Source organism: Streptomyces xanthophaeus, from assembly GCF_030440515.1.
GTDB lineage: Bacteria > Actinomycetota > Actinomycetes > Streptomycetales > Streptomycetaceae > Streptomyces > Streptomyces kutzneri.
The window spans coordinates 460,782-473,163 of the sequence record NZ_CP076543.1; the positions used below are offsets into that span (position 1 = coordinate 460,782).

13 protein-coding genes are annotated in these 12,382 nt (G+C 71.1%); 4 read left to right on the plus strand and 9 right to left on the minus strand.

Features of this window, described 5'->3' with window-relative positions; all coding sequences use genetic code 11:
• Positions 1-57: 57 nt before the first annotated feature.
• Positions 58-507, plus strand: coding sequence for an SH3 domain-containing protein (locus KO717_RS02100; protein ID WP_301364050.1), 450 nt, complete (start codon positions 58-60; stop codon positions 505-507).
• 62 nt (positions 508-569) lie between these two features.
• Here KO717_RS02100 and KO717_RS02105 read toward each other — a convergent pair whose 3' ends face one another.
• The 8 genes from KO717_RS02105 to KO717_RS02140 all read right to left on the minus strand — a co-directional run bounded on the left by KO717_RS02105 (position 570) and on the right by KO717_RS02140 (position 9,309).
• Complete coding sequence (locus KO717_RS02105) at positions 570-956, minus strand: NTP pyrophosphohydrolase (protein WP_301364051.1); 387 nt, start codon at positions 954-956, stop codon at positions 570-572.
• 13 nt (positions 957-969) lie between these two features.
• Positions 970-2,004, minus strand: coding sequence for an AAA family ATPase (locus tag KO717_RS02110; RefSeq protein ID WP_301364052.1), 1,035 nt, complete (start codon positions 2,002-2,004; stop codon positions 970-972).
• 3 nt (positions 2,005-2,007) lie between these two features.
• Positions 2,008-3,216 (minus strand): RNA ligase, encoded by a 1,209-nt coding sequence (locus KO717_RS02115; protein ID WP_301364053.1) that lies wholly within the window; start codon positions 3,214-3,216, stop codon positions 2,008-2,010.
• Between the two features lie 57 nt (positions 3,217-3,273).
• Positions 3,274-3,960 carry an epimerase gene (locus KO717_RS02120; protein WP_301364054.1) on the minus strand — a complete coding sequence of 229 codons (687 nt, stop codon included), beginning with the start codon at positions 3,958-3,960 and terminating at the stop codon, positions 3,274-3,276.
• 22 nt (positions 3,961-3,982) lie between these two features.
• Positions 3,983-4,417, minus strand: coding sequence for a VOC family protein (locus KO717_RS02125; protein ID WP_301364055.1), 435 nt, complete (start codon positions 4,415-4,417; stop codon positions 3,983-3,985).
• 75 nt (positions 4,418-4,492) lie between these two features.
• Entirely contained in the window at positions 4,493-5,449 is a 957-nt protein-coding gene (locus KO717_RS02130; protein ID WP_301364056.1) for a tellurite resistance/C4-dicarboxylate transporter family protein, read from the minus strand.
• Positions 5,450-5,704: 255 nt separating this feature from the next.
• Entirely contained in the window at positions 5,705-8,176 is a 2,472-nt protein-coding gene (locus KO717_RS02135; protein ID WP_301364057.1) for an NPP1 family protein, read from the minus strand.
• A 200-nt stretch (positions 8,177-8,376) separates the two neighbouring features.
• A complete protein-coding gene (locus tag KO717_RS02140; protein WP_437184459.1) occupies positions 8,377-9,309 on the minus strand; it encodes an MBL fold metallo-hydrolase in 933 nt (310 codons plus the stop codon).
• An 84-nt stretch (positions 9,310-9,393) separates the two neighbouring features.
• Between KO717_RS02140 and KO717_RS02145 the strand changes: the two genes are divergently transcribed.
• Positions 9,394-10,083, plus strand: a complete 690-nt coding sequence (locus KO717_RS02145; protein ID WP_301364059.1) for a TetR/AcrR family transcriptional regulator — start codon at positions 9,394-9,396, stop codon at positions 10,081-10,083.
• 104 nt (positions 10,084-10,187) lie between these two features.
• Here KO717_RS02145 and KO717_RS02150 read toward each other — a convergent pair whose 3' ends face one another.
• Complete coding sequence (locus KO717_RS02150) at positions 10,188-11,027, minus strand: SDR family oxidoreductase (protein ID WP_301364060.1); 840 nt, start codon at positions 11,025-11,027, stop codon at positions 10,188-10,190.
• Between the two features lie 92 nt (positions 11,028-11,119).
• Here KO717_RS02150 and KO717_RS02155 point away from each other — a divergent pair, with 92 nt between their 5' ends.
• Complete coding sequence (locus KO717_RS02155; protein WP_301364061.1) at positions 11,120-11,488, plus strand: winged helix-turn-helix transcriptional regulator; 369 nt, start codon at positions 11,120-11,122, stop codon at positions 11,486-11,488.
• Positions 11,489-11,878: 390 nt separating this feature from the next.
• Complete coding sequence (locus KO717_RS02160) at positions 11,879-12,334, plus strand: DoxX family protein (RefSeq protein WP_301364062.1); 456 nt, start codon at positions 11,879-11,881, stop codon at positions 12,332-12,334.
• Positions 12,335-12,382: the final 48 nt, after the last annotated feature.

The window sequence follows — 12,382 nt, forward strand, 5'->3', positions numbered from 1 at the left end:
TGCCGCCCCGTGCCGCGCGTCGCGGCCGGGTGGATGTCTTCGTAGAGGAGCCGGCTCATGCTGAAGCCCACCAGAACCACCCTCGCTCTCGCCACCGGCAGCCTGGTTCTCGGTCTGGTCGGAGCGGGCGCCGCCGTCGCCGACGACGGTCCGGAGAACCAGCCGCCCCGGGAGATCGTCGTCGGCGGAGGGTCCGCGGAGCCCGGTGTATATCCCGAGAAGTACGTCATCGGCAAGGTCGTCTCGAAGGGCCCGCTGACGGTCCGCAGCAAGCCGAGCACCCACGCGCAGTCCCTCGGCCACGTGTACCCGAACAGCAAGGTCGAGATCGAGTGCAAGAAGTACGGTGACAAGGTCGACGGCAACCGCATCTGGTACCGCCTGGCCGAGAAGAAGAACGGCGACTGGGAGCACGACGCCCAGGCGCCCAAGCGCGCCTACGACAAGGAGCGCTGGGTCTCCGCCCGCTACGTCAAGAACCTCTCCGAGGTGAAGTACTGCCGCTGACCCGGTCCCGGCCGGCCGGCCGGCCGGTAGCCGGACAGACCGGCAGCCAGGCAGGTCAGCAGTCAGTCCACCGGGCGTACGGCACGCGGACCCACGCACTCCACGCCGTACGCCCGGACCCGTTCCCGCAGTTCGCGGTCGGCCGTGACCACGACGCAGCCGCGGTCGGCATACGCGGCGGCCAGCTCCACGATCCGGTCGTCACCGCTCCCGGGCGCCGGGTCCACCCGTACACCGGGAACGGACTCGACGCCCCTGGCGGCGCCTTCGACGACGAGGACGATCTCCTCGTCCCCGCCCCGGCCGGCCAGCAGGTCGCGCAGCCGGACGGCCGCGCCCCGCCGGTCCCGCCACCAGCCGTCCGGCACCGAGCCGACGACGTTGGCGCCGTCCACGATCAGCACGTTCCGCGCGGCATTCCCGGCGTTCCCGGTGCTCCCGGCGTTCACGGCGGCCGGGCCCTCAGAAGTCGCCGTAGTTGACCTGCCAGGTGGGCAGGCCCATCCGGCGCCAGATCGCGACCACCCGGTCCCGGTCGTCGAGCGAGACCCGTACCGCGTACCGGTGGCGCACATGCGTGTCGAAGAGCTCCGCCTTCACCACGTCGTCGCGGCGTGTGTCGCCCGCCGCGCGCATCCACAGCTCGTCGTACGGCACCTCGTGGCGCCGCAGCCATGACTCCGTCTGCGGACGGTGCTCCTCGCCGCGCCCCGACAGCAGCACGATCACATCGCCGTCGGCACGCCGGAAGGCGTCGAGCGCGTGCCGTACGGGCTCGTTGAGCAGGTCGAGCTCGCAGCGCGAGAAGTCGTACGGCCCCCGGTCGCCGGTCAGGGCCAGCGTGCCGTCGATGTCGCACATCACCGCCGCCGGCAGGGCCGGGTCGGGGACGTACTCCGTCACGGGCGGTGCGGCCACCCCGCTCGCCCCGCCGTTCATCCACTCCGACGTCAGCCGCCACCCTCCCCGCCGGGCCTTGTCGTGCTTCTCGGCCAGGATGCGGATGATCTCCTCGCCGACCCGGCGCTCGCGCGCGGCGTCCCGGCGCAGGCACTCCTCCAGCGGGACGTCGGTGAAGTCGTGCACGACGAACGTCGCGAGACCGCCGACCGCCGCCTTGAGCCGCTTGGGGATGTGCTTGGTCAGGTGGGTGTTGTCGACGACCACGTCGAAACCGCCGTCGACCGCGGCGCGGACCGCCGCGTCCTGGACGGCCAGCACCGTCTGCTCGTGCTTGAAGCTACGGCCCCGCTCGGGGTCCGGGAGGTCGAGCATGAGCCGCAGGTCGTCGAGGTTGACGCGGCGCATGCGGCCACCGGCCGCGGCCTGCAGGGCGCGCGCGGCCGTCGTCTTGCCGGAAGCCGGCAGGCCCGTCATGACGTGCACGACGGGCAGCGGGGCCTCCTCGGCGGCGGCCACGGCCGCGTTCGCCGCCTCGGTCGCGTCCGCGGTCACCTCGGCGGTCGCTACCGTGTTCTCGGGTGTCTCTTCGGACACGGGTCAGTTCTCCTCGTCGTTCGTGAAGGGGTCGGACGTCTCCGGCCGCACGTTGCGCCACACGGCCAGCTCCGTGGACCGCCCGTCCAGGCGCAGGAACATCGCGGCCCGGACCTCCCGGTCGGGCAGTGCCTTCACCGCCCGGGCGAAGGCCCCCCGGTCGGCCGCCAGGTGCGCGAGTCCCGCGTACGCCTCGTCGTTGGCGCGCTCGCGCCGCGCGGCCTCGCTCTCGATCCGCTCGATCACCTCGCGCACCCACGCGTCGAACTCGTCGGGCACCTGGTCCAGCAGCGCGTCGAGCGGCTTGCCGCCCGAGGCCTCGATCTCGGCGGCCGTGGTGCCGAGCCCCTGGGCGAGCTGCTTGACGGGCAGGCCGGCGAACCGCTGGATGCCGTGGGCGCGCCAGATGTCCCGCTCGGTGACCTTGGTGAGCACGCGGTGGAGCCGTACGTACTCGGCCAGCTTGGCCTTCGCGCGCACACCGGAGGCGAAGCGCAGCACGAAGCCCTCCGCCTGGGTGCCGGTCGCCGGGGCGCCGCCGGGCAGGGTGTTGGACTCGGTGAGCGCGATCAGCTCGCCGATGGGCATGGCGGGCCAGACCGTGACGACGGAGCCGATCCCCTCCCAGTGGGACGCGGCCTCGGCGAGCGGGACCTCCGTCCCGTCCTGGCCGAAGGCCGCGAGGAGGACGAGGTCCCGGCGGTCGCCGTAGTCGACGACGATGCGGTTCTGCGGGTACAGGATCTCGGCGAGGTAGGTGGTGCCGGGGCGCAGGGCCGCCGTCTCCCGGCCGTCGAGCAGGCGCTGGGCCCAGGTCGCCTGGGCGCTGATGAAGGACCCCTTGGAGGCGACCCGCCAGCGGCCCGCGTAGTGGAAGACGACGGCGAGGCTGCCGTCGACCTTGTCGTAGACCTCGAACGGCTCGTCCGGGAGGGCGGGGGCGTACGGCTGACCCGACTCGTGCTCGCCGACGTTGAAGAACTTCGGCAGCGGCAGGGCGACGATCGCGCCGGTCTCGTCGTCGGCGACGAGTCCGCGGCAGCGGGTGGTGACGTCGTTCCAGACGCGTTCGTACTGGGCCGTCCGTGTGTAGGTGTAGATGGACAGCGGCAGTTCGGGGTGCGACTTGCGGGTCACGTACCCTGCGTCGATCGAGTCCGCCAGCGCCTGTGCGGGCAGCAGGTCATGCAGAGTCAGGGTCTCCTGGCTCATGGGGTCCTCCCGGTTTGAGATGGCTCATTCTCACGTGCGGGAGGGTGTGCCCGGTAGTCAATTATGCCTGGTCGGCGCCGTGCCCAGGCGGTTGATGTCGGCCGGCCGCAGAATGTGGCCGGGGATCTCGGTGCCGGGGGTGGCGACGGCGATCATGGCGCGGCCGAAGGCCTCGGAGGTGATGACGAGGTTCGGGGCGACCCTCCGCACGAGGGGGACCAGGGGGCCGAGGACGGAGTAGAACACCCGGGACAGTCGGGCCTTGGAGGGCACACCGCGCACCGGCTGGACGATGCCGGGACGGAACATGTAGGCGCGGAAGGGGAGTTCCAGCAGGTCGTTCTCGGTCTTCCCCTTGACCCGGGCCCACATGGAACGGCCCTGTTCGGTGCTGTCCGTGCCCTCGCCGGAGACGTAGACGAAGGTCATTCCGGGATTGGCGGCGGCCAGCGGCCGGGCCACGGCGAGCGTCAGGTCGTAGGTGATGCGACGGTACGCCTCCTCCGTCATGCCGACGGAGGAGACCCCGAGGCAGAAGAAGCAGGCGTCGTACGCGGCCGGGTCGATGCCGGCGGCGGCCAGGTCGGACGGATCGCCCTGGACGCACTCGCGCAGCTTGGGGTGGCTGACGCCGAGCGGGGTGCGTCCGACGGCGACGACGCTCTCGACCGCGTCGTCGCGCAGGCATTCACGCAGGACGCTCCGGCCGAGCATGCCGGTCGCGCCGAAGAGGATGACATTCACGGAGGGCAGCCTAGGGGTGTCTCTAGTGCGAGACACAGAGCTCGTTGCCTTCCGGGTCGGCGAGTGTCGTCCATACGCTGGGGCCCTGGTGGCCTTCGTGGAGGTGCGTGGCGCCGTTGGCGATGAGGCGTTCGACCAGCGCCTTCGGGTCGTCGGAGCCGGTACGGACGTCGAAGTGGACCCGGTTCTTGACCGTCTTGGGTTCGGGGACGAACTGGAAGAGGACGCGGGGTGCGCGCTCCAGGCCCTCCGGGTGGCGGATCCCGGTGCCCGCCTTCCAGACGAGGGTGCCCCGGTGGGTCTTGGTGTCGTCCTCGCTCGCGTGGCCTGCCTCGATCAGGCCGCGGATGAACTGCTCGTCGCTCGGCTCCACTTCCCAGCCGAGGGCCTCGGCCCACCAGTCGGCCAGCGTGTGCGGGTCGGTCGAGTCGATGGTCACCTGGAATGTGTACGCCATGCCGGGACCCTACTGAGGTGGCGGCGCCGTCGCCACAAGACACCCCCTAGGGGGGCTGGGCGTGCGGCGCGGGGGTCAGCGGCCCGTCGCGTCGCTCCCGGCGGTGAGGTGCGAGGCGACCAGCGCGGCGAAGGTCAGCAGCCAGGCTCCGACGGCGATCCAGAGCAGGACCTCGCCCAGCGGGCGCAGCCAGGCGACGCCGGCCGGGTCCGCCACGGAGAGGCAGGCGGTGGCCGTCATGCCGAGCGGGAAGACGGTGGCCCAGCGCCGGATGTCGTAGCGCGGCCGCGGGTGGCGCAGTTCGGCGGCGAGGAGGACGACGTACCAGGCGAGGGACAGGGCGAGCAGGGCCAGAGTGACGGTACGCAGGGTCGTGTGTGCCGCGCCGGTCCACACGGGTGACGCGGTGAGTTTGGATCCGGCCAGTGCGGAGATCGAGAGCGCCCCGCCCGCCACCCAGTGGTCACCCGCCCCGCCCACCACCTCGCGCAGGTCGAAGCGGAAGAGGGCCGCCAGGTAGAGCAGCAGGCCGAGGCAGAAGGCGGCCAGCGCCGCCCGTGCCAGCGGGTCCTGGTGGCCCGCGTCGGCGAGGGACGCGGCGAGGAGGGAGAGGCCCTGGGTCGCCACGCAGCCGAGGAAGGCCGCTCCCGGCATGCGCCGCCGCCAGTGCCGCAGGACGTTGAACAGCAGCCCGGGCCAGAGCAGCGCCGCCACCACGAGCAGCACGGCGGCCTCCGTCTGCCGGCCCTGCTGCGAGAGCCGGACCCCGATGACGGTGGTGGCGGCGACGGCCGTCAGCGCGGCCGGTGTGTCGGCCTCGGCGCGGAACCGCCCGCGGTCGCCCAGCAGCCGGGAGGTGAAGTCGGCGGCGAGTACGAGCCACAGCGCCCCGGCGACGACCAGCGCGGCCAGTGACGCCGCGTCCTGCCCGGTCAGGTGCAGGCCGACGGAGATGATGCCGGTGGCCATGACGGCGGCTCCCGCCGCGGGCGGGAGCCCGGTCCACCAGTCGCGGCCAGGGAGGATGCTCACCCCTCCAGCGGACCCCACGGACCGGCCGCCCGCCCGCGGACGGGGCCGACGCGCCGCGGGAACCACACGGCCGGACGCGAACACCGGCGCCGGCGCCGTGCGCGGGCGGCCCGTGGCGAGCCGGGGCCGTCCGATGCGCAGCCACCGTCCGCGTCGCCGCGATCCGCCGGCGGCTGTGAACCGGCGCCTGCTCATGCGACCGGATCGCGGGCGACCTCACCCGCCGGCCGGCCGCCCGCGCAACCTGAAACCGGCCTAGCCGGTCGGGTGGGGTGCGACGACGCAGTCGGACTTCGCGGACTCCAGGGCTCCGTTGACGGCGGTGACGCAGAACTCGTAGTTCCAGGTGCCGGGGAAGAGGTACGCGATGCCCCGGTGCGTGCTGTCGACGATGAACTCGTCGGCGGAGGACTGGCTTCCGTTGTTGATGTTGCGGACCCAGACCCGGAATCCGGCCGCCTGCGGGGAGCCCGACCAGGTGAGTTGCACCGTGGTGGGGTCGGTTGAGGTCACCTGGAGGCCGCCGGGCGCAGGCGGGGTACCCGCACCGATGGTGACGGCACGCCCGGCGCCCGGCAGGCCGCCGCCCGCGGCGTTCCATGTCACGACGGCCACGGCGTAGTGGTGACCGGGTGTGAGGCCGTCGATGTGGACGGACTTGCCGGTGACCGAGGTGCTGTCGATGAAGGCGCCCGGGGTGTCCTTGTCGAAGGTGATCACCTGGTAGCGGTCGATGGTGTCGGTGTACGGGCCGGTGGGGGTGCCCCAGACGACATCGACACCGGTCGCGGTGGCCGTGGTGACGATACCGACGGGCGGCGGAGCGGTCCTGGGATGCGCGGTGGCCCTGACGGCCGGCGACCAGTCCGACTTCACCGTGCCGCCGTTGTCGGTGCGGACCTGGTACTCCCACTCCATTCCGTCCTGGGTCCAGGTGGTGTCGAATCGGTTCGCCGCGACAGGGAACTCGCTCCAGTCGGTCGCGCCGGCCGGCCGGTGGCGGACCTGGTAACCGATGGCTCCGTAGACCGCGTCCCAGGTCACCTTGATGCCGCTGTCCTCGGAAGAGGCGACGACGTTGCCCGGCACGGGTGTCGCCCGGGCGGGCATGTCCGCCGGGACGGCCGGTACGGAGGTGCCCAGGTGGTAGCGGTCGTGCAGGGTCTTCTCGAAGGCGCGGGCAATCTGGTATTCGCCCAGCGCGTTGGGGTGCAGCCCGTCGTAACCGGCGGGGCATCCGTCCGGCTCGCAGGAGTACTCCCCGCGCCAGTCGACCAGCTCGACCGGGGACAGGTCGGTTTTCCACTGCGAGATCGCGTCGCTCAGCAGCAGGTTGTAGGTGTCCGTGTTGGCGATCAGGTCGTCCCGTCCGCCGATCCTGGTGCGCTGCGGGACGTTGGCCAGCGCGAACTTCAGGTCAGGATCGGCGGCGCGGGCCTCGTCGACCAGCGCCTTCATGCTCGCCAGCGTGCCGTTCGCATCGCTGACGAACCAGCCCATGTCGTTGAACCCGAGTCCGACCAGCAGCAGGTCCGGCTTGAACTTCTTGACCTGCTCACGGATCAGGGTCTTGTCCTGGGCCGCCTGCCTTCCCCACACGGCGAAATGGTCACTGTCGAACTCCTCCGCGCCCTTGGCGTACCCGCCGGACGTCCGTGGCGGTCCCGTGACCGGTTGCTGCTTGCCCTGGAGCGGGGGAGGCTGCGGTGCCGATGCGGGGTCGGGCGGCATGGTTCCCGTGTACGGGCCGACGAAATCCACCGCCACACGCTGGTCCCTGAACCACTGCCACAGCCGATATCGCCAGGTCCAGTCGCCCTCATGGCCCTGTGTCATCGAATCGCCCACCACCATCACCTTGAGCGGATCGGTGGGCCGCGGCGGTTCCGGTGGCTCGACGGGCGGGTTGGGGTCGCCCGGTGAGTTCTCGTCGCGGCTGTAGTCGAACGGGAACATCGGGTTCTTGATCTCGCTACAGGTCGTGCCGCCTTGCGAGTTGGACTTGCATTCGGTCGTCACGTAGAAGGGCATGGCGCCTTTGAGATCGCCCGGGTAGCTCGAGTCCTTGATGGCGATCGTGGCGTGGTCGAAATCGTGGGCGAAGAGCTTGTCGCGCAGCCCGCGCGGGAAACCGTTGTACGACACCAGAGGCGAGCGTATCCACCGGTGGTGGTGGTTCTCCGGCGGCTCGTCGCCTGATGACGCGAAGCGGAAGTTGTGCGTGGAGGCGCCGTCCTTGTGATAGACGAGCTTGGGGTGGGTACCGTCCCACAGGACGTCGCCGGCCGCTTTGATCTCGTAGTTGCCGTGCTGGGACGCGGAGACCCATTTCGCCTGGTCGTTCTGGACCCAGACGGCGATGTGCTCCCAGTCGTGGACGTGGCCGCCGGCGTCCTGCCAGAGCTCGGTCGCGACGTCTTTCTCGAAGTAGTAGTCGTAGAGGTAGACACACCAGCCGGAATTGCACCGCTGACGTGCATAGGCGTTGCTGTTGTCCAGGTCGGACTGGTCACGGCAATCCGCCGGAGCGGACGTGCCGTTGTGGTCGAGGCCCTGGGCGATGGTCCCGTCCGGCCCGATCGCCGGCACGTTGTAGCAGCCGTCCGTGTCGTAATCCAGGGCAGGCTGCCATTTCGCATCGTTGTCGGTGGCGTTCTGCGGCAGCGCCCGCGGCGGGTCGGGTTCGGCGGCACTCGCCTTCGAGGGCGAGGCCAGCAGACCGCACACGACGAGAACGATCGTGAGACCGGCGGCGATCAGACCGCCGGGACGACGGCCGCCGCCGGGGGGAAAGGGCTGTAACCAGGAGATTCGCGGGACATGGGAAAGGCCGGACATCCGGTGACGTCCTCTCGTGGAAGTGGATCGGGTCCCTGCCGGCTCGGCGCGTCCGAGCCCGGCGCGTCCGAGCTCGCCGCGGGCGGGGATCAGGCCGATGCCTTGGTGTCGTAGAAGGCGCGGGCGGCGAGGCCGATCCACTCGGGGCGTTCCCAGGAAGGCCAGCGGATACGGGCGTTCCTGTCGATGGTGGCGGCCGTGTCGTCGGCGGTGGTGCCGCACTCGCGCAGCCGTAGGGCCTCGTCGCGGATGTAGGTGAGGTAGTCGCGGACGTCGTGGATGAGCGAGGCGTCGGTGACCTCGCCGTGACCGGGGACGACGGTCTGCGGGGCGAGTGCGGCGAGCTGGTCGAGCACGCCGATCCAGCCCTCGCCGTCCACGTCGGTGTCGTGGGGCGGGAAGTACGGCGCGATCGGGAAGATGCGGGTCTCCAGCAGATCGCCGGCGAACAGCACCCGGCCGTCCACGAGGACGATCTGGTCGGAGCCGGTGTGCGCGGGACCGACCTCGCGCAGCAGCACCGTACGCCCGCCGAGGTCGATCTCGGCCTCGCCCTCGTAGACCAGGTCGGGGTCGACCAGTTCGACTCCTTCGAGTTCGGCGGCGACCGCGGGGCTCAGGCCCTTGAACATGCCGAGATAGCCGGCTCCCTTGCGCCGCAGTTCGGCGCGCTGGCCGCTGTTGTAGACGATCGTGGCGGCGCCCTTGAACGCCTGCGCGCCGAAGCCGTGCTCAGGATGGAAGTGGGTGAGCGTCAGGTACAGGCGGCGGTCGCCGGCCAGGCGCCGGGCCTGCTCCAGCACCAGCGCGCCGTTGCGCGGGCCGATCCCGGTGTCGACGACCAGGGCGGCCCTCTCCCCGAGGACGATGCCGACGTTGGGGACCAACTCGACGCGGTGGTCCGGGATGACGAAAACGTCCTCGGCCACCTCGACGGGAGATCCCGTCACGACGGGCGGGGGGCTCTGCAGGACATCCGGCGCGCCATCGGGGCCGAGAGGCGTGGGGTCGGTGGGGCACATGGCACAACTCCAGATCAGATCTGAACAGTGTTGAGATTCCGGCCCGAGCGTAACACCTGATCTGAACACCGCTAAGATGGAGGCATGGCGAAGGAGCGGTATCACCACGGAGACCTGCGCGGAGCACTGCTGGAGGCGGCGGAGACCCTCGTACGGGAGCGAGGCGCCGACGGCTGGTCGCTGCGTGAGGCATCGGCACGGGTCGGCGTCAGCCCCAGCGCCGCCTACCACCACTTCGGCTCGCGTGACGCGCTGGTATCCGCCCTGTCCGAGGTCGTACTGGCCCGGCTGGGCAGTCGCCTGCGCGACACCATGGACGCAGCGCCGGAGCAGGGTCCCGAACGTCTCGCCGCATGCGGGCGCGCCTATGTCACCTGGGCCGTCGAGGACCCGGCCGTCGCCCGGCTCGTCTTCCGCGGCGGCGCCACAACGGCGCAGTCCTCCGTCTCACCCCATCCGCACGACGTGCTCACCACCGAACTCGACCGTCTGACCGGCACGGGCCACCTGCCCCCGGGAGCCCGCCCGGGGGCCGAATTCGTGGTCTGGGCCGCCATCCACGGCCTGGCTGTCCTGCTCATCGACGGCCTCGTACACATCGACGACCGGCAAGGCGTCGAATGCCAGACCGATCGCCTGGTCTTCGCCACCTTCAACGGCCTGGCGCGGGAAACCGCCCATGAGCCGGACCGGCCCATGCCCACCACCACGCACACGCGGCGCCTCACCCAGAGCCCGGACCCCGGCCCGGCAGCAGACACGCCCTCACCCTGAAGACCTGTGGAAGGCCGCAGGCCGGAAGCAGCCGCCCCGGAGACAGAGGATCTGAACACGTATCCGATGGGGTCCCGATGCCGTGGGGTGAGGACCCCGGTCCCTCAGCGGAACGCGGCGACATTGCGGGCGGCCCAGTCGGCGAAGGGGCGTGGGGCGCGGCCGAGGACCTGCTCGACGTCCGGGCTGACACGCAGTTCGGCCGGGCTCGGGGAGCCAAGGATGTCCAGGGTGTCGTCGGCGAGTTCCGCCGACATGCTCCGGGCCATGGCGGCCTTCGCCTCGTCGCGGGTGAGCTCGTGAAATCCGACCGGCGAGCCCAGGGCGGCGGCGATGGACTCCGCCTGCTGGCGCGGAGTGATCACTTCCGGGCCGGTCAACTCGTAGACGCTGCCGGTGTGCCGGTCATCCAGCAGGCAGGCCGCCGCCACCGCGGCGATGTCCGCCGGGTCGATGACCGGCACCCCGATGTCGCCGAAGGGCGCCGCCACCATCTGCTGCGCGCGGACGCTCTCGGCCCACCACAGAGCGTTGGAGGCGAAGCCGCCCGGCCGCAGGACGGTCCAGTCCAGGCCGGATTCCCGCAGCGTGTCCTCCAGCGCGCGCATCGCGATCCGCGTCGGGCCGAAGGGCCTGGTCACCACACCCAGCGTGGAGAGCAGGACGATCCGGCGGACCCCGCCGGCCACGGCTTCGCCGATGATGTCGGCAGGGCCGGCTCCAGCGGCGTGCAGGTCGCCGGACAGCAGCAGGAACAGTGCCTTCGCCCCGGCCAGTACAGGCCTGAGGCTGGACGGCTCGGCCAGGTCGGCCACCGCGTGGAGGGCCCCGTCCGGCACCGCCGCCGTATGCCGTGAAACGGCCGTCACCTGCCGGCCCGCCTCGGTCAGCGCCTGCGTCAGCGGCCGCCCGATGTTCCCTGTAGCCCCGGTCACCACGATCATGATCAGCTCCTTGTCGGATGTTGTGCGTGGCCTTGACGCTAGGAGCAAGGGCTAACTCTTGGTAAGGACATACCTCTGGGTAAGCTCATCACATGACCGAAAGCGCGCAGCTCACCCCGACCGACCCGGAGAAGCGCTATGACGTGTTTCACACGGACTGCGCCGCACGCGATGTGGTCGACCACGTGACAAGCAGGTGGGGGGTCTGGGTACTGATCGCCTTGCGGAGCAACAGCCTTCGGTTCTACGAGCTGCGTGACAGCATCCAGGGCATCAGCGAGAAGATGCTTGCTCAGACCCTTCGGGCGCTGGTCCAGGACGGCCTGGTCTGGCGGGAGGTCGAGCCGACGACGCCGCCCCAGGTCACCTACGGGCTGACCGATTTCGGCCAGGACATCGGCGAACCGCTGACAGAACTGTTCGACCGGATCACGCAGCGGCTGCCGCCGCGCAGCGCATAGCGCGGGAGTGGCTGGAGCACCTCCGCGGCACGATCAGGACGTCGGCGAGACGTGCAGCCACCGGTCGCTCCCCGACAGCTCCCCCTCCGCCGGCGCGTGCAGCACATCGGAGTGGATCAGGGAACACGCCCTGGGCTCGGACCCGGACGCGGACCTGCCGGTCCGTCACAGGGGAGCGGACCGGCGGGTTCCCGATCCCTCGCACGAGCACGCCGATCCGCGCGCCACCGGCGCGGCCCTCCGGGTGCGGGGTAGCGTCAGACCTCCTCGGCGGGTGGCCGGAACTCGCGCTTGCGAGCCTGGTTAGGTCTACCTAACCTATGGCTCGCCCACGCTCGAGAACGCCGGCACGTCTTCGGGACCCGTCCCCGACCGAAGGAGCCTCCCCCCATGAACGCACGTCTCGACCATGCCCAGCCCTACGCCGTCGGCCTGTTCCGGATCGTCACCGGACTGCTCTTCGCCTCGCACGGCGCCGCTTCTCTCTTCGGTGTCCTCGGCGGTGCGCACGGTGGCGGAACCGTCGCCGCCGGCACCTGGCCCGGCTGGTACGCCGCCGCCATCCAGCTCGTCGCGGGCGCCCTGATCCTGCTGGGTCTCGGCACCCGGGCGGCCGCCTTCGTCGCCTCCGGTTCGATGGCGTACGCGTACTTCACCGTGCACCAGCCCGGTGCGCTGTGGCCGCTGCAGAACGGTGGCGAGGCCTCGGCGATGTTCTGCTGGGCCTTCCTCCTGCTGGTGTTCACCGGCCCCGGCGCCCTGGCGGTGGACAGGCTGTTCTCCTCGCGTTCAGCGGCCTCCGCCGGGCGGCGGGACGAGAACCGCCCGGAGACCGTCACCGCCTGAGGAATCGATTCAGCACCCCGGGCGTCGGCGCCACTCGCACCCCGGCGC

What these genes read in the sequence shown, in the direction of transcription:
- KO717_RS02150 (WP_301364060.1), bottom strand. Translation starts at nt 11,027, where the DNA reads ATGATCGTGGTGACCGGGGCTACAGGGAACATCGGGCGGCCGCTGACG.
- KO717_RS02145 (WP_301364059.1), top strand. Translation starts at nt 9,394, where the DNA reads ATGGCGAAGGAGCGGTATCACCACGGAGACCTGCGCGGAGCACTGCTG.
- KO717_RS02125 (WP_301364055.1), bottom strand. Translation starts at nt 4,417, where the DNA reads ATGGCGTACACATTCCAGGTGACCATCGACTCGACCGACCCGCACACG.
- KO717_RS02100 (WP_301364050.1), top strand. Translation starts at nt 58, where the DNA reads ATGCTGAAGCCCACCAGAACCACCCTCGCTCTCGCCACCGGCAGCCTG.
- KO717_RS02115 (WP_301364053.1), bottom strand. Translation starts at nt 3,216, where the DNA reads ATGAGCCAGGAGACCCTGACTCTGCATGACCTGCTGCCCGCACAGGCG.
- KO717_RS02160 (WP_301364062.1), top strand. Translation starts at nt 11,879, where the DNA reads ATGAACGCACGTCTCGACCATGCCCAGCCCTACGCCGTCGGCCTGTTC.
- KO717_RS02155 (WP_301364061.1), top strand. Translation starts at nt 11,120, where the DNA reads ATGACCGAAAGCGCGCAGCTCACCCCGACCGACCCGGAGAAGCGCTAT.
- KO717_RS02140 (WP_437184459.1), bottom strand. Translation starts at nt 9,309, where the DNA reads ATGTGCCCCACCGACCCCACGCCTCTCGGCCCCGATGGCGCGCCGGAT.